Here is a 15,462-nt window from a genome sequence, read left to right as displayed (position 1 = left end):
TAGTCAAGAATGGCTTGGAAAAACGTTCGGCCTTATTTGTTTATTACGATCGGCTGCTTTTTGTACTCCATTGCAGTCAATGCGTTTTTTGTTAACAACCGCCTGGCTCAAGGCGGTGTAACCGGGATTTCACTGCTGCTGCATTACATGTTCAATACCCCGGTGGGCCTGCTTATAATCGTGATGAACATCCCAATATTTATTCTTGGTTATCTGGTGCTCGGAAGAGGATTCCTCATTCTAAGCGCGTACGGGATGCTTATGACATCCATACTCATCGATGCCACGTCGTCCTGGCACGTTCCGCCGTTGCACAATGTGATTCTTGCGCCTATCTATGGGGGGATAATCGCGGGAGCTGGCATTGGCCTCATATTCCGGGTTGGCGGCACTACAGGCGGGGGGGATATTATTGCCCGGGTGCTCCAGCATAAATACCGCAATATCGAACTGGGGAAGTTTCTTTTCTTGATCGATTTTATCATTATCTCGCTTTCCTCGGCCATTATCGGCCTGGAAAAAGCGATGCTTACCATTGTTGCTGTATTTGTCAGCGCGCGAGTAGTGGATATGCTGCTGTCAGGCCAGACGAAACAGCGGGGTGCGATGATTATTTCTAGTAAATCAGACGATATCGCACAAAGTATTCAAACACGGTTGATTCGCGGTGTTACAATGCTCCATTCGATGGGCGGTTACTCGAAACAGGAAGGCAATATGCTGTTTGTTGTGGTCGCCGTGCATGAACTGGATAAGCTCAGACGCATTATCAAAGAAGTGGACGAACGGGCCTTTATTGTCATTTTTGACGCCAAAGAAGTATTAGGTGAAGGGTTCAGCATTCCTTCGGCTGTTCGAAAGCACCTTGAAAGCCAATAGTATAAGCGAACAACAAAACATAAAAACCCGCACACCTTGATTTCCCTAGGGGAATCGGTCTGCGGGCGTTTGTTTATCGTATAAGAAACCATATATTGCTTTAATTCGTTAAAGTTGTTTTGGATGGGGACCAATAGGTCCCTTTCTCTTTTAGGGAAGTTTATAGGCTTGACAGTTTCCCTTGAGATTTTTGAAAGGGAACTCCGGTCCCAAAACAGCGAAGAAAAACATCGTGAGGCGCATGTGCGCACCTTTCTTTCCCCTTGTGGAGCGTGTGGAACAGAGGGCGAAAAAGACCGGCAACTGTCTCCATCAATGAGATACCCAGATGATTTGCCGGTCCGTCCGTCGTTCCACAAAGCGGCCGTAATACTTCTATGAGGGGAAAGGAGAGAGCAGCATGGCCCGCGATGTTTTTCTCATCCCTAAACAAGCTTTCGAATTCTAAACATGTCTGAGAGCACAAGCCAATTCTGAGGAAATTCGTTGCCAAGCACCCAGTAGCTGGGACCCCGCAGCCCATACTTCTGGATAAGCTGGTAGCGGGCGCTGACGCTGCGCGCGTCCTCAAACCATACGATATGCTGTCTTCCCAGCTTGTCGTAATAAGAGAAGTGCGGAGCCTGCTGCTCATTGTCATACTCAATCTCCGCATTATTCTCCAAGGCAATCTGGATAGCACGCTGCGGGCTGATGCTGCGGGCAAATTTGCCGCCTGCAACATAAGGCAGCGTCCAGTCATACCCGTATAAATTCATGCCCATCATGACTTTCTGCGGCGGTATTTGGGAAGCGGCAAAGCGGATAACATCCTCCACGTTTTTAATCGGGGAAACAGGCAGTGGAGGACCTCCTCCCTTGACCATAGGCATACTAAGCAATGTTTAATTAAACTCAATCTCTTTAATGATCACTTTTTTATTTTTACGCTTTTTCCTTTGTTCATCTGGAAGGTCCAGAACGATCTTCTTGACGAGAATGTAGACCATTTGTTTTTTCTCTTTGGTACTGGCCTTCTCCCACACTTTTTTGGTATTTGTGATTATCTCAATGACTTCATTTTCCGAAAGAGTAGCCTGATAGGCTTCATACAATGTGAGCTCAGTTTTAATGCGTTCTTCCTTCTCCCTAAGCTCGTTCACACGTTCACGTAAATCCTCAATGTCTATTAATCCCTCGGAAAACAAAATCTGAAACCTTTTGCGCTGATCACCTATCTTTTTCAGCTCGGATTCCAGGTGCTTTTTATTCGTTGGAGACTTCTTATGTTTCTTCAACTCCGTTGTTTCTGCAATGCTCGAATAGGATTCAATGATGGAATCTAATTTGTCCACGAAAGACTCCTCCACAAAATAATCCGTCAGAGCCGGGGAGTCACATTTTTTAATCCGGGCATTTTGACAGATGTAACGACGGATAATATAATCCGAGTTCTTTTTTGTCATAGTGTGGCCAACCATTTTAGCGTTGCACCTGGCACAGTAGGCTACGCTAGAAAATATATAATTAGAACCGATTTGGCGAGGGTGTTTAGGTTTGTTATTTTCATGAATCCTTTTAGCGGCCTTAAACATTTCTTTATCGATTATGGCCGGGTGGGTACCTTCGAAGAGAATCCAATCATCAGGGTTGTTTACCGTATGCTTTCCTTCGCGATAATTCCACCGGAGCGTTCCAAAATACGCATGGTTCTGTAAGATATTATAAATTGCGATTCGGCTAAAATCTTTTCCTGATTTTGTTCGGTAACCGAGCTGATTGCATTCGATTGCAATGTTGTTCATGCCCACACCACTAAGATATCGGTTAAAAATGTACCGTACAACGGCGGCTTCATCCTCGTTAATGACCAGTTTTCGATCAACAAGATTATATCCGTAGGGGGGAGGCCCACCCGGTCGTTTTTCCTGAAGCACCATTTGCTCCATACCAAATCGTACACGCTCGGCAAGGTTTTCTCTTTCCCATTGCGCCAGGGCGGCTACAAGTGTCAAAAACAGGCGCCCTATAGCGCTTGTGGTGTCGTATACTTCGGTTGCGCTTTTGAACTTCACCTCATACTTTTCAAATTCCTGCAACAACCGGTATAAATCAAGGACCGATCGGGTCAGCCGGTCCAGGCGATAAACAAGAACAATATCAATTTCTTTCTTCCGTATATGGTCCATCATTCGTTGGAGTTCAGGTCTGTTTGTGTCTTTGGCTGAGAAGCCTTCCTCAATATAAAAGTCGTGTAAGTCCCAATCTTGGGATTGTGCATACTGGGTAAGCCGTTCTTTTTGAGCAGGGATGGAAAAGCCTTCCTTGGCCTGTTCATCGGTCGAAACGCGTATGTATAGAGCAACTCTCATGTGAGACCTCCCATAGATAAGAGAAAATATTTTTGCCTTGTTCAGAACAATGCTTTTGTTTGCTAAAAGGGATGACCTAAATTCAACTTTTTGTTGCATAATAGTTCAACTTTTGGGTATTTACTGGTAAAGGTTCGTTAAAAGAGGAACGGGGGGAGAGAATGGATATAACGAGCGAGCTTAGGGACAAGATTACATCGTATGTACATTCCTGTTTTAAACAATATGTAAGTGGAAAAGACGAATATGCAATAAATTATACGTCGCATTCCCTCGAAGAAATGGATAATGACGATAGTGGGTCTGATTTATTAGAATTTTGCATGACAGAGGGAGAACTGATCAGTTTGCACTGGGAGTATCCTTTTAAATCTACAAAAGTGATTTTTCTTTGTGAACCATTGATTTTCCTCCTTTTCATGTTGTATGTCTAGTTGGGCAAAGGGTAACAATAAAAACGGCATATATTGTTAATCAAAACTTATTTGACAATAATCGAAGAAGAAAACGAAAGTAGTTCTAATAGTGATAATTATTTGATTCCAGGGGCTTTTCAGCCCCATGGAAAGTCAAATTTATAATAAATAATTTAAACAAATATTAAAATAAGTAGCAAAGTCTAAACTTTGTATATTAATACTAGGAGGTAATTATCATGAATTGTCCGCTTTGCGGGTCTGTATTGAAGGAGGCGGCCGTCACAGTTAAACGAGTGGTTAATGGAAAAGATGTATATTTCATAAATGTACCTGGGGAAGTATGTTCAAATGATTTGTGTGGGCAAATTATTTTACATGGTTCAATAGTTAAAGAAATGAAAAAGATTATTAATAAAGCCAGAGAAGACAAAATTGATTTAAATAAAACATTTGATTTTTCCCGAAGTGAGGATTTCTATAACAATTTAGAACAGTATGCAGGAACAACAAATTGAGTTGATATCATATGACCGAAGACCAAATTATCTTATTAAAGGCTCTTCGCTAATTACCATGATTTAGAGATAATTTAAAAGATTAATAGGACAGGGAACTGTTATTGGTTAAACTCACGAAATCCGCTTGAATCCACCCGGTATATGTTTTTCTTATCCTGTTCATACTTGGAGTAGGACAGGGACTGTTATTGGTTGGACGAGCGAATGATGCTTGTTTTCATACCGGTAATTGTCCTTTTTTCTTTACTTGGCTATTTCTAACTTTCCAGCGATTAGGTAAATCATCGTCATAAGATTTTGTATCGTTCGATAGCCTCGTGCTTTACGTTTTGCTGCTTGAACAAGGCTATTGATGCCTTCCAAGAGACCATTGGTTATTTTCGACTGAAACCATTGTAAAATGCCTTGTTTGTGATGCTTAATGGTTTTCGCTACTTGAACCATCGGTTCAAGCCGGGAGCGAACAGCCCAGTTGTACCATTCTTGCAAATAAAGATCGGCTAGTAAGGCGGGCCTTGTCCAGAAATCTTGAAAAGCCAGCTTTAGATGATACGCTTTCGTCGTTTTCAGATTCATTTCTTTTAAGCGAATGAGCTGCTCTTTCTGTTTTACATTGAGATTCTTTTCATTTTTAAGCCAAACATACCGGCTTCTTTTTAGTTCCGGTATTTCTCTTTGTTCCTGTCGACGCACCTCATCGACCGCTTCATTAATCAGCTTCAAAATATGAAACTTATCAAAGGTATGATTTGCATTAGGAAAGTGGGTTTTCACTCCTTGAATAAAAGCGGGAGATAGATCACTGCAGAATTCTTCTATTTGTTCTGCTGCTCCATTTTTCGTCTCTAATTCAGCTTTAAATCGCTTCAGTGTAGAAGCGTCTTTTCCTTCTGTAGCAAAGATGACTTTTCGCTGTTGTATGTCAACAACTAAACTCACATATTGATGTCCTCTTTTAGAGGATGTTTCATCAATGGCCACTTTCGTTACCTTTGACAAATCTTGCTTTTCGAGTTCCTTATCGACATAGAAGCGAAGAGTACGCCATAAACGGGTGTCATGTTCGCGCATAATACGAGCAGCCGCATTCACCGGCATTTCTTTTACAAGTTCTAATACCCGAAACTCGAAGAGTTCCGTAAAGCCGCTGCCTGGGCGAGACCAAGAAACAGAAGCAGCTTTCACTTTATCGCATTGCTCGCAACGTACACGCGGAAGAGGAGCATGCAGAAAAGAGGTATACTGCCAGAAATCCAAGTGTCGCCAGACACGTTCCTTTACCACGATGTCATAGAAGGGCTGGTTCTTTGTACCACAAGTGGCACAGGGAAAGTTGCCCTTACGATCAAAATCTAAATAAATATCCAAACGACCATTGTTCAAATCAAATTCCTTGCGGATGACATACCAAGGATATTCAAGTTGTAAAGCTGCTTGATACATTTCTAAGTCTTGTTCATTAGTTTTCATTGAGCTATTCCCCTTGTAAAAAGTATGATAGCTCTATCATTAACATATATGTTTCACGCTAGACAGCGAGGAAGCTTATTAAATAATCTGCGTGACATTAGAAAAAAACTAAAAATATCACAAGAGGAGTTAGCTCAATCCCTACACAAAACTAAGTCTTATATAAGTAAGATTGAAAATGGAAAAGTGGATCCACCTTTCAAAATGGCATTTCTAATTACTGAGTCACTTAAACAGATTTATTTAGAAAATACGGGACCCTATCTCGAATTGCAAATCAATCAGGTATTTAAAATTGAGGAGAAGATGTAAAAGTTATTTATAAAAAGGCTGCGTCCCTTAAATGAGGGTGGCAGCCTTTTTTATATGCATTCAGACAATAGAGGGGGGTCCAATGGCAAGTTGCTCTCATATAATACATTGGGACCCTACCTCATTTGGCCGGGCAATGATTTCCAAAACTCCGGTTAACTTTTACCTTTCTGAACACCTCATCATTTTTAATGGGCTCAAAAGTTTTTAGGGTAGTCCGACCGTCCGAACGACATATAGTAACATGCAAGGGAGGGGGCGCCATGCAACAGGAATCGGTTGTGACAAAAATGCCCAGCGTTGAGAAGTTAAAGGAGTACTTCCAATTCATCGTTAACGCTGGAATTCCGGAACGTATTGCAGAAGAACAGAAAGAAAAAAAGCAACCTAAAAGGTGAATCTATTGCCGGGTAAATACTCGGCCTTGTTCGATGGTCAAGCCATAGCACTCTTCCAATATAAAAAAAGATGTTAAAACGGTATAGCGTGGCTTTGCTTGCACCTAAGCTCTTTAATTTCAGAGGTGGTATGATATGACCTTTACTGTCATCATGATATCTAAAATACCAGTATGAATTGTTTTGTAGCCTATTTGTTCTGCATAATTTCTATATTTTTCAATTATGGCAATATCATTAATATCCAGATACCATTTCCTCCTCACTTTGATAGACTATTAGTTGCTTATAATAGTCTTCACCATTTTAACATATCGCTACGATCTAAGCGGTTAACCCAAATACAAAGGGATCAATCGAGTCTGCTTATGAGTATTAAGAGTGAAAGCATGGAACGTTATAATGATATAATTAAAGGGAAATTTTAAAATTACAAAAACCGTAGTTTTATAAAAGTCGTTTTAGGAATGACAGCCACTCAAATCTAAATTCCTATTAAAGGGGTTATCCAAATTGAATGAAGACGTCCTGGGGTTAAATTTCTAAAGAGCAGTTATATGGTCTATGTTACAAAATATCTATTAGTATTCTTCTTGCCGCCGTTACTATGTGATTCGAACCAAAGGTGTGTTATTGTTCGATTCACACCAGAAACCATAGAGCCGGAACTGGATTCTATTATAAGAAAATAAATATCACAAGCCCTAACTTGCTCTAAGCAATATTCAATACTTGATTGACCATGAACCCCACCGCCAAACTTTATTATAACATCAAAAGAAAATAAGACACCTAGAATGCTTTACATTTCTGTGGGAATAGAGTAAAAATAAAAAAGAGGATGAGTTAACATAAGATTTACAGTTCTTGCTATTTCCGCGTTTGTCGTTAGCCTCAACAGAGATACCACTAAGAAGGGGAAATAGATTGAATGATAGATAAACTCAAGAGATATGCAGCCGGTATGCTGGCTGTGTCCACCGTGTTCACTGGATCCATCGCGACTGTTGCACAGGCCGCCACTCCAGGCACAGCTTCCAGCCTTCAGGAACTAGAAAACAGTCTGCTGGCTCACTTCACACAAAGAGACGCAGACTTTACCCTTATGTATGCCGGAAATCCTGCTTACGTTATCAATAAAATAAATGATATAACGAAAGATATAGAAACTTCCGATCCGTATTTAGCTTACTCGATGCAGAGCTGGCAGGTAAAGGCAGTCGGTTACAGCGGTCAGGCCTACTTGACCTTTTCTGCAAAATATTGGGACACTAAAGATCAAGAAAATTATGTGGCCAGCAAAGTCCGCGAGATCGTGGCGAGTCTCATTAACCCGCAGATGACTGAGGAACAAAAGGTAAAAGCGATTCATGACTACATTGTTAAACATGTTGCGTACGATCAGACCTATACAAAATATTCACCGTACAACGCGTTGGCCGAGGGTACAGCGGTTTGCCAGGGATATGCCATGCTCGCCTATAAAATGCTCAGTGAAGCTGGGATTGAGAATTTGATTATGACAGGGGATGCCGACGGTGAGCCGCATGGCTGGAATCTTGTAAAAATCAATGGGAATTGGTATCACATGGATACGACGTGGGATGATCCGGTTCCTGACGTACCGGGCCGGGTGAGCTATAAATATTATCTGCTGTCAGATGCACAAATGAAACAGGCCAAGCATACGTGGACAACGAACGCACCGGCCGCGCCGTCAGCTTTCCAGGAAAGCCAGATCGCAACGAGTGCACCGGCGGCACCTGCTGCTGCGGGTACATCGACGGCACCTGTAGGTACAGGGAAGACCGTTATGTTTAAACTGGGAAGCAACTCGTACCAGGTAAACGGCTTGAAGCAGATGATGGATACGGCGCCGCTTCTTAAGAATGACCGGGTTTACATTCCGATCCGATTTATTGCCTCCGCTTTTGGGGTGCGAGACCAGGATATCATGTGGGACGATAAATCGCAGACCGTAACCATTCAATTCAATGGAAGGATGATTCAGGCGGTCGCGGGGGCCAAGAGCATGCTGGTTAACGGTATAACTATTCCCATTCCTGTTCCGGTTCTGCGCAACCAGCGCGAAACGAACAACCGGCTGATGCTGCCTTACCGCTACATTTGTAACGCTATGGGGATAGATGTAACATGGAATGCTGCAGCCGGAGAAGTTGTAGCGAATCTGCCTGCTCAGAAATCTTAGCTTTCACAGCTGGTCAAAGTGGTAGACGAACCATGGATCATCGGTAAGCTGATAAACACCGCTCGCAATTACGTGCTCGGCCCCTTCTTCATCGAGGGTAACCCAATCGCTTTCGGAATCTTTATAAGCCGTGTAGAAATGCCCGCTCTTAAATAAGAGAATGCCCGGGCTTTTTTCTATGTAGTCATGCATAATTTTGGCATAAACGTCGCGTTTGCATCGAATCATTTCCATCCGGTTTCACTCCTGTTGTTTTTGTATATCCTTTTATTTAATCACTTCTGCCTTTTTGATGCCATCTCTTTCTTCGGATGCAAGGAGGAAAAAATAGGGCGGTCCACCTTCGTCTTATTCATAGGCTGGAATAAGAGGAGGGGATAAAATGGGGAATAAAAAAGAAGGAAGCATGCTTTCAACTGATGCTTTAAAAAGATACGCAGAATTCCTTATGCATACAGGGCTCACCGAACGGGTCATGCAGGGGCAGGCTTGTGATAAAAGTATGCCTGTGGAAAGGAGTGGTCCTCCACTCCAGCCCCACTCATAGGTCATCACCACGACAAAGTCGACGATTCTTCCGTGGGCGGCGTAATCATGGGCGCCATGCCATGCACCTGTCTTGATGTCATAGTTCTTCGGGGCAACAGCGGTTGATACAAGGATGTTCTGGTTGTGCATAAAAGCTGTGATGCGGGTTAAAAACTGGTTGTACAACTCCCGTTCACTTGGGTCTATGCGCTCGAAATCTATGTTGATCGCGCGGTAACCTTTTTCTCTGGCAACGGTTGCGATGTTGTTGAACAGCCGATTTTCCACATCTCTATTATGAAAAATTGTGCTTGCCAGCGATGAACTGAAATTGCCCTCGGCAAAGTTGGTGATACACATCATGGGGGCAACGCGGTTGGATCTCGTGATATTCACAGCAGCTGTATCATTTAGCGGTTCCAGCCCGCCGCTCGTGTTGACCCGGTAGCTAAACATAGAGATATACGTAAGATAGGGCGCGGTGCTTTCAATAATGGGAGTATCACGCCCGGGGTTTTGGGGCTCAAGATACGCGTTGGTCTCGATGGGCCCGTATTTGCTTTTTTGTTCGGGTATGAGGATTTCCTGTCCCACTCTGAGCATGTACGGGGGCCGCAGCATAGGATTGATCTGTAAAATTTCATCTATGCTAAGTCTATACTGCTGGGCGATGCCGGCCAGCGTATCCCCTGGCCTTACAATATGGCGCCTTACCCCCGTTGGAATGACAAAAGTCTGCCCAACAACGAGGCGCTCCGGTGTGCTCCAGCCGTTCAAGTTGGCGATTAAGGCTGGCGGCACCCCAAACCGCTGGCCGATTTTCCACAGCGTATCTCCTTTTTTAACCGTGTAGATTTCCAGAAGTCATCCCTCCTAATTTTTTTACATAGTATACTATTCAGCAGACGCCTAATGGCTACACCACAACAGGAGGCAGCTCATGAAAAATGGCACTGTTCTATCGAGCCGGCCGCTCCCTTCTTCGCGGCCGAATGTTCATTTATTCCATGTTACGTATGTATCGCAGGAAATGCCGGTGATGGGCTATCTGGCCTTCCCTGCCGCAATCCAAAAACGCCTTCCCTCCATCATCTACTGCCGAGGGGGCATTCACAGGGTCGGGATGGTTCAAATTTCTTGGATCGAACATTTGGCTTTGCAGGGGTTTGCTGTCTTTGCGCCTTCCTATAGAGGGAATGAGGGGGGCGAGGGACGGGATGATTTTGGCGGCGAAGACAGGCAGGACGTATATGCGGCGATTGATCTCATGTCCTCTCTTCCATTTACAGATGAGAAGAGAATGGCTACCATTGGTTTTTCTCGCGGAGGAATTGGGGCGCTGCTTGCACTTGCTGAACGGACAGAAATTAAGGCGGCAGTTTCCTGGGGGGGTGTTGCCGATTTGCATCAGACGTATCTCGAACGGGATGACTTGCGGCGCATGCTCAAACGTGTAGTAGGCCATCCGGCAAAAAATGCCGGCGATTATTTGTACCGTTCGCCTCTGCACTATGCCGGATCTTTTCATGGCCCCGTTCTCATCATTCACGGTAAACTGGACCATCAAGTGGGGGTAATCCAAGCAGAAAAACTGGCACAACGGCTGGAAAGCCTGGGAAAGCCGTTTGAATACTGGCTATACCCGCGCTATGACCACCATTTTCCTCATGCTGCGCATTACAGCTGTCTTTCTCTGGCCGCCCGCTGGATTGGACAGGCATTTTAGCGGATTTCATTTTTAATGTGTAATTTTTCTCTGTATGAGGTAAATACTAAGCATACCACAGCAGAAGAGGAGGCATATCTAAATGAGTTTTTTATGGTCTTTAATTGTTGGCGGAATTATCGGTTGGATTGCCGGTGCGATAATGGGAAGAGACATTCCAGGTGGAATAATTGGTAATATAATTGCCGGTTTTATCGGCGCATGGATAGGAACTGCGTTACTTGGCACCTGGGGACCTGTAATTGGTGGATTTGCCATTATTCCGGCCATTATCGGTGCTGTCGTTCTGGTATTCATTGCAAGCTTTATTCTAAGAAGTATGGGACGAGGGCGCCATTAAGTGTCCTTCATTACCGAGAAAAAAGTTCTACGAAAAAAGCCGTTTGGTCGACATAACAAGGCCATACGGTTTTTTTATGTAGGAAGGAAGCAAGATGTATTTCAGGGAAAGATCGGATACAATAAAAATAGCACAAGCATAGTGGCAATGATATAAATTATGGCATATAGATAGTTATGGACAGATTGAAAAATCAAGATTTCGGGAAATCATAAATGTACATACTACCAACGGGAGGGCGAATAAGATGGCCGAAGGAGAACGCCTCAAAAAGTGGGAACGCTTGCATAAACTTGATGAAGATCTGCAGGTTGCTCATGACACTCTTCTGCTTGAAGAGGAATGGGAATTGCTCAAGGAACATGAACCATCACGTCCTCTATTTTCGCAGGAACTGTTAAATAAAATGAACAGAGAAATTCTAAAACGGCGCGCATTTGATGCGTATCGAGTGAATTAAGGGCATTAACGCGGCATGCCTATCTTGCTAAATACAGGCGTGAGGTTGACCGGTGGGAGTCCTGCCGGTATTAGAAGGAGAGGTTTAGTTGAAACCTCTCCTTTTTTAGTGGAAAGGAAAAAAAGCATTTCACAATGTTCAAATATCACGTGTTTAAGTTGCTTTGCCCTAAGCTGCTCGTGATAACCCCAATTTCTCTGTCAGATGTTCCCATGTTGGATTCTTCCTGTAGGCTTGTTCCGCCAGCCTGCAGTATTCGTCCACCAGTTGTTGATTGGCTTCAATGATTCCCATGGCATTGGGGTGCTGGCCATAGTGGGTGACATACAGCTGCTCAGGGTGGAGAGAAGCGAAAAGAGCCAGCGTATCGGACATCGCTTGCGGATCAAACTGTGTTGGTGAGGAAGTGGGCACACTATATGTCACACCCAATTGTTCTTCTATAAGCGGAAAAGTGATCCCGCAAGCATCCCCTGTGAATATTCCGTTGCTTTGTGCATCGTGCACAGCAAAATGATGGTAGGCATGGCCCGGGCTGTTGTAGAAGGTGAGGATTCGGTCCTCGCCAATAGACAGTTCCATACCATCATACCCGATGATCACGCGATTTTCCGGAATGGGGGTAACGGGGGCAAAAAGGGTTTCAAAAGCCTCTCCATATACCTGGCGGGCGCTGCTGATTAATGTTGACGGATCAATCAAATGCCTGGCACCATTAGGGTGTACAATAATTTTAGCGTTTGGCAATTTTTCAAGCAAATAGCCTGCCCCGCCTGAATGGTCCAGGTGGATATGTGTTACAATGACATATGTAATTTCGTGGCAGGCAATTCCAAGCTTGTTCAATGCAGAGAGAATGCGGGAGACGGAACGGCTGGCCCCCGTTTCAATGATGACTTTGGTGTCAGCGTCGATAATGTAGCCCGTAGAACGGTCAGCAGAGACGGCACTGACCAGCTCCACTTGGTAAATGTCGTGGCCTAACGGTTTAATTTTTTGTTCCATCGATTTCAACTCCTCCCATTTACATAAGTACAAGAATGGCTGTGCCAGCCAGGTTTTCTAACATTAACTATAACACATGCAAGGAGAGCAAATATGCAGGAAATTGAGTTGATTGCGACATCAACGTTCGGGCTTGAATCCGTTGTGGCGCAGGAAGTTAAGCAACTGGGATATCCAAATACAACGGTTGAAAACGGTAAAGTGATGTTTAAGGGGGATAAGCTGGCCATTTGCCGGGCCAACTTATGGCTTCGTTCCGCTGACCGCGTCCGGTTGAAGATCGGCGAGTTCAAAGCGGTTACGTTCGATGAATTATTTGAGAAAACAAAGGCTTTGCCATGGGCGGATTGGATTCCGGAAAATGCGGAATTTCCTGTGGAAGGAAAATCCGTTAAATCGACCTTATTCAGCGTGTCTGACTGCCAGGCTATTGTAAAAAAAGCTGTGGTGGAAAGCCTTAAGCAAACGTACAAAAAATCGTGGTTCGACGAAAATGGCCCGCTCTTTAAGATCGAGGTGGCGCTGTTAAAAGACGTCGCCACCCTGACAATTGATACAACCGGACCAGGTTTGCATAAAAGGGGGTACCGCCGCTTGATTAGCGGTGCACCGTTAAAAGAAACAATGGCAGCTGCCATGATCCAGCTGGCGCGGTGGCGGCCCGACATCCCGCTGCACGACCCTTTCTGCGGTTCAGGAACGATTCCTATTGAAGCCGTCTTAATTGGACGAAATATTGCGCCGGGTATGAATCGGGAGTTCGTTGCGGAGGTTTGGCCGACCATTCCTAAGAAGCTGTGGCAGGAAGCCAGGCGCGAAACCCATGATTTAGCGGATTACGGCCGGCCGCTTGATATAATCGGGACGGACATTGACGGCGATATGATTGCCATCGCCCGGGAGAATGCAGAGGAAGCGATGGTCGAGGATGCTGTTTCATTTAAAAGGCTTCCGGTAGCCGCTCTGAAATCAGACAAAAGTTATGGCACGCTCGTTTGCAATCCCCCGTACGGTGAGCGGCTGCTGGAGAGAAAGGAAGTAGAGAAGCTATACCAAACCATGGGAGAGGTCTTTACCAACCTGGATAAATGGTCCTATTATATTTTGACCTCTTATGAACAATTCGAGCAGTTTTTCGGGAAGAAAGCGGACAAGAACCGCAAACTATACAACGGAAACATTAAAAGCTATTTCTACCAGTATTACGGTCCCCGCCCGCCAAAAGATAGGAGCTAAGGTTCTAACTGATATTTTTTCATTCTATTGTAAAGTGTAGCCCTGGATATGCCCAGCAACTGGGCTGCTGCTGACTTGTTGCCGTACGTAGTACGCAGGGCGTGGACTAATCGGTCGCATTCGCTGCTTGAAGCATGAACGGGGGGCGCCTCTGTCCATTTTTGTTCGAAATGGGCTGTACGTTTGCTAGCTGGCTCAGCGGGCATAAAGCCGTCAGGCAGGTGATGAGGCTCGATTAATTCCTGGTCATTTAGAATCACGAGCCTTTCAACCATATTCCGAAGCTGCCTGATATTTCCTGGCCACGGGTGGCGGTTAAACAGCGCCACAACATCCGGTGAAATTTCGGGTACCGGTTTTCCATACTTTATGGAAAAATCCTTCATGAACATATGAACAAGTTCTGCGATATCCTCGGTGCGCTCGCGAAGGGGAGGAATCGCAATCGAGACGACGTTCAGCCTGTAGAATAAATCCTGGCGAAAAGTCCCCGCATTGACCATTTCCTCCAGATCCCGGTTGGTCGCCGCGATAAAGCGGACATTTGCCGGTATCGCATCGTTGCCGCCCACGCGGTAGAATTGCCGTTCCTGCAGGACGCGCAGCAGCTTTACTTGCTGGTCCAGCGGCAGCTCGCCGATCTCATCCAGAAACAGCGTTCCCCCTTCTGCCATATCAATTTTGCCTTTTTTTCCTTCATTAATGGCACCTGTAAAGGCGCCTTTTTTGTATCCGAACAGTTCACTTTCAAAAAGCGGAGCGGGAATAGCGCCACAATTTAATGCGACAAACGGCTGATCTCCTCGATGGCTCGCTTTGTGAATAGCTTCTGCAAACAGTTCTTTTCCAACACCGCTCTCCCCTTGAATAAGGACAGTGGCCTCTGTCGCTGCCACCTTTTGTGACAAATGTACCGCCTTCATTATTGCTGGGCTGTGCCCCTTAATCTTATGGAATGGCTGCGTCAGCTGGTCTGAATAAAATTCCTTTTCGAGATCCTGCAAATAGGCATGGGTTGTCGTCAATTTCTCGTTGAGCCTGACCACATCGCTGATATCTTTTTCTGCTGACATACTGCCGATGATTCTCCCATCCAGCACGACAGGAGAGGTATTCACCAGCACATGGCTGCTTTCCCGGGGCTGATTGTAGTATCCGGACACGGATGAGCAATCTTCAATGCTTCGCAGCAGCATAACGGCTTCCTGTTTAAAATGCCGTGTAATGTGCCCACCTATAATATCACCGGGTGCAATATCATACATTTTGACAGCCTGCCTGTTCCAGCCGATTACTTCCCCGGATTCATTTACAATGGTGATCGAATCGTCAACGGTATCAAGCAGGCATTCATAAAAGGCATGAGATTCGCGCAGTGACTGAAATAGCGCACGCATAACTACTTCGCGGGTAACATAACCTGTGACCTGCCCGCCCTCTGTTACGAGAACCTGGTCGAAAAGCAAGTCTCCTGCAGCAAACAGGTCCACCAGGTGAACGGAAGCATCCGCGCGTATGGTTTGATCGCTCATTTTTTTCGAATCAAGCGGGATGGCCAGTTTTTTTAACGCCGGATTATAAAAAGGATAGGGAATCAAATCGGTCACCAAC

17 protein-coding genes are annotated in these 15,462 nt (G+C 44.8%); 9 read left to right on the top strand and 8 right to left on the bottom strand.

What is annotated here, in order from left to right; translation table 11 throughout:
• Positions 1-9 precede the first annotated feature (9 nt).
• Positions 10-879 (top strand): YitT family protein, encoded by an 870-nt coding sequence (locus tag PP175_RS15160; protein ID WP_272439168.1) that lies wholly within the window; start codon positions 10-12, stop codon positions 877-879.
• A gap of 425 nt (positions 880-1,304) precedes the next feature.
• On the opposite strand, the gene PP175_RS15155 is transcribed toward PP175_RS15160, so the two are convergent.
• Both PP175_RS15155 and PP175_RS15150 read right to left on the bottom strand, forming a co-directional pair.
• A complete protein-coding gene (locus PP175_RS15155; RefSeq protein WP_272443283.1) occupies positions 1,305-1,751 on the bottom strand; it encodes a glycosyl hydrolase family 18 protein in 447 nt (148 codons plus the stop codon).
• A 12-nt stretch (positions 1,752-1,763) separates the two neighbouring features.
• Positions 1,764-3,230 carry a recombinase family protein gene (locus tag PP175_RS15150; RefSeq protein ID WP_272439167.1) on the bottom strand — a complete coding sequence of 489 codons (1,467 nt, stop codon included), beginning with the start codon at positions 3,228-3,230 and terminating at the stop codon, positions 1,764-1,766.
• Positions 3,231-3,885: 655 nt separating this feature from the next.
• Here PP175_RS15150 and PP175_RS15145 point away from each other — a divergent pair.
• Complete coding sequence (locus PP175_RS15145; protein ID WP_272439166.1) at positions 3,886-4,164, top strand: YgiT-type zinc finger protein; 279 nt, start codon at positions 3,886-3,888, stop codon at positions 4,162-4,164.
• 246 nt (positions 4,165-4,410) lie between these two features.
• Here PP175_RS15145 and PP175_RS15140 read toward each other — a convergent pair whose 3' ends face one another.
• Entirely contained in the window at positions 4,411-5,637 is a 1,227-nt protein-coding gene (locus tag PP175_RS15140; protein ID WP_272439165.1) for an ISL3 family transposase, read from the bottom strand.
• Between the two features lie 24 nt (positions 5,638-5,661).
• Between PP175_RS15140 and PP175_RS15135 the strand changes: the two genes are divergently transcribed.
• A complete protein-coding gene (locus PP175_RS15135) occupies positions 5,662-5,949 on the top strand; it encodes a helix-turn-helix transcriptional regulator (protein WP_334314161.1) in 288 nt (95 codons plus the stop codon).
• Between the two features lie 263 nt (positions 5,950-6,212).
• Positions 6,213-6,347: a hypothetical protein gene (locus PP175_RS15130; RefSeq protein WP_272439164.1), complete on the top strand. Its 135-nt coding sequence runs from the start codon at positions 6,213-6,215 to the stop codon at positions 6,345-6,347.
• A 562-nt stretch (positions 6,348-6,909) separates the two neighbouring features.
• Here PP175_RS15130 and PP175_RS30030 read toward each other — a convergent pair.
• Positions 6,910-7,113 carry a DUF4062 domain-containing protein gene (locus PP175_RS30030; RefSeq protein WP_442870472.1) on the bottom strand — a complete coding sequence of 68 codons (204 nt, stop codon included), beginning with the start codon at positions 7,111-7,113 and terminating at the stop codon, positions 6,910-6,912.
• A 165-nt stretch (positions 7,114-7,278) separates the two neighbouring features.
• Here PP175_RS30030 and PP175_RS15125 point away from each other — a divergent pair, with 165 nt between their 5' ends.
• Positions 7,279-8,556 carry a stalk domain-containing protein gene (locus PP175_RS15125; protein WP_272439163.1) on the top strand — a complete coding sequence of 426 codons (1,278 nt, stop codon included), beginning with the start codon at positions 7,279-7,281 and terminating at the stop codon, positions 8,554-8,556.
• Between the two features lie 3 nt (positions 8,557-8,559).
• Here PP175_RS15125 and PP175_RS15120 read toward each other — a convergent pair whose 3' ends face one another.
• Both PP175_RS15120 and PP175_RS15115 read right to left on the bottom strand, forming a co-directional pair.
• Positions 8,560-8,790: a hypothetical protein gene (locus PP175_RS15120; protein ID WP_272439162.1), complete on the bottom strand. Its 231-nt coding sequence runs from the start codon at positions 8,788-8,790 to the stop codon at positions 8,560-8,562.
• A 114-nt stretch (positions 8,791-8,904) separates the two neighbouring features.
• On the bottom strand, positions 8,905-9,885 hold the full coding sequence (locus PP175_RS15115) for a LysM peptidoglycan-binding domain-containing protein (RefSeq protein ID WP_442870382.1): 981 nt from the start codon (positions 9,883-9,885) through the stop codon (positions 8,905-8,907).
• A gap of 139 nt (positions 9,886-10,024) precedes the next feature.
• On the opposite strand from PP175_RS15115, the gene PP175_RS15110 reads away from it, so the two are divergent.
• From PP175_RS15110 to PP175_RS15100, 3 genes are all read left to right on the top strand, one after another.
• Positions 10,025-10,810: an alpha/beta hydrolase family protein gene (locus tag PP175_RS15110; protein WP_272439161.1), complete on the top strand. Its 786-nt coding sequence runs from the start codon at positions 10,025-10,027 to the stop codon at positions 10,808-10,810.
• Positions 10,811-10,892: 82 nt separating this feature from the next.
• Positions 10,893-11,150: a GlsB/YeaQ/YmgE family stress response membrane protein gene (locus PP175_RS15105; RefSeq protein ID WP_272439160.1), complete on the top strand. Its 258-nt coding sequence runs from the start codon at positions 10,893-10,895 to the stop codon at positions 11,148-11,150.
• A gap of 247 nt (positions 11,151-11,397) precedes the next feature.
• Complete coding sequence (locus PP175_RS15100; RefSeq protein ID WP_272439159.1) at positions 11,398-11,610, top strand: hypothetical protein; 213 nt, start codon at positions 11,398-11,400, stop codon at positions 11,608-11,610.
• 168 nt (positions 11,611-11,778) lie between these two features.
• On the opposite strand, the gene PP175_RS15095 is transcribed toward PP175_RS15100, so the two are convergent.
• Positions 11,779-12,615, bottom strand: coding sequence for an MBL fold metallo-hydrolase (locus PP175_RS15095; protein WP_272439158.1), 837 nt, complete (start codon positions 12,613-12,615; stop codon positions 11,779-11,781).
• A gap of 93 nt (positions 12,616-12,708) precedes the next feature.
• Between PP175_RS15095 and PP175_RS15090 the strand changes: the two genes are divergently transcribed.
• Positions 12,709-13,851, top strand: a complete 1,143-nt coding sequence (locus PP175_RS15090; RefSeq protein ID WP_272439157.1) for a THUMP domain-containing class I SAM-dependent RNA methyltransferase — start codon at positions 12,709-12,711, stop codon at positions 13,849-13,851.
• Here PP175_RS15090 and PP175_RS15085 read toward each other — a convergent pair.
• Positions 13,848-15,449, bottom strand: coding sequence for a sigma-54 interaction domain-containing protein (locus PP175_RS15085; protein ID WP_272439156.1), 1,602 nt, complete (start codon positions 15,447-15,449; stop codon positions 13,848-13,850). The genes PP175_RS15090 and PP175_RS15085 overlap by 4 nt on opposite strands.
• Positions 15,450-15,462 lie beyond the last annotated feature (13 nt).

It is taken from the genome of Aneurinibacillus sp. Ricciae_BoGa-3 (assembly GCF_028421645.1).
Classification (GTDB): Bacteria; Bacillota; Bacilli; order Aneurinibacillales; family Aneurinibacillaceae; genus Aneurinibacillus_B.
Note: the sequence above shows the minus strand (reverse complement) of the source record. Positions and strands in the feature narration are given on the sequence as shown.

Excerpts from the sequence above, each read along its gene's own strand:
- PP175_RS15125 (WP_272439163.1), top strand. The coding sequence starts at position 7,279 with ATGATAGATAAACTCAAGAGATATGCAGCCGGTATGCTGGCTGTGTCC.
- PP175_RS15155 (WP_272443283.1), bottom strand. The coding sequence starts at position 1,751 with ATGCCTATGGTCAAGGGAGGAGGTCCTCCACTGCCTGTTTCCCCGATT.
- PP175_RS15135 (WP_334314161.1), top strand. The coding sequence starts at position 5,662 with ATGATAGCTCTATCATTAACATATATGTTTCACGCTAGACAGCGAGGA.
- PP175_RS15160 (WP_272439168.1), top strand. The coding sequence starts at position 10 with ATGGCTTGGAAAAACGTTCGGCCTTATTTGTTTATTACGATCGGCTGC.
- PP175_RS15100 (WP_272439159.1), top strand. The coding sequence starts at position 11,398 with ATGGCCGAAGGAGAACGCCTCAAAAAGTGGGAACGCTTGCATAAACTT.
- PP175_RS15095 (WP_272439158.1), bottom strand. The coding sequence starts at position 12,615 with ATGGAACAAAAAATTAAACCGTTAGGCCACGACATTTACCAAGTGGAG.
- PP175_RS15105 (WP_272439160.1), top strand. The coding sequence starts at position 10,893 with ATGAGTTTTTTATGGTCTTTAATTGTTGGCGGAATTATCGGTTGGATT.
- PP175_RS15150 (WP_272439167.1), bottom strand. The coding sequence starts at position 3,230 with ATGAGAGTTGCTCTATACATACGCGTTTCGACCGATGAACAGGCCAAG.
- PP175_RS15090 (WP_272439157.1), top strand. The coding sequence starts at position 12,709 with ATGCAGGAAATTGAGTTGATTGCGACATCAACGTTCGGGCTTGAATCC.
- PP175_RS15145 (WP_272439166.1), top strand. The coding sequence starts at position 3,886 with ATGAATTGTCCGCTTTGCGGGTCTGTATTGAAGGAGGCGGCCGTCACA.
- PP175_RS15110 (WP_272439161.1), top strand. The coding sequence starts at position 10,025 with ATGAAAAATGGCACTGTTCTATCGAGCCGGCCGCTCCCTTCTTCGCGG.
- PP175_RS15130 (WP_272439164.1), top strand. The coding sequence starts at position 6,213 with ATGCAACAGGAATCGGTTGTGACAAAAATGCCCAGCGTTGAGAAGTTA.
- PP175_RS15140 (WP_272439165.1), bottom strand. The coding sequence starts at position 5,637 with ATGAAAACTAATGAACAAGACTTAGAAATGTATCAAGCAGCTTTACAA.
- PP175_RS15120 (WP_272439162.1), bottom strand. The coding sequence starts at position 8,790 with ATGGAAATGATTCGATGCAAACGCGACGTTTATGCCAAAATTATGCAT.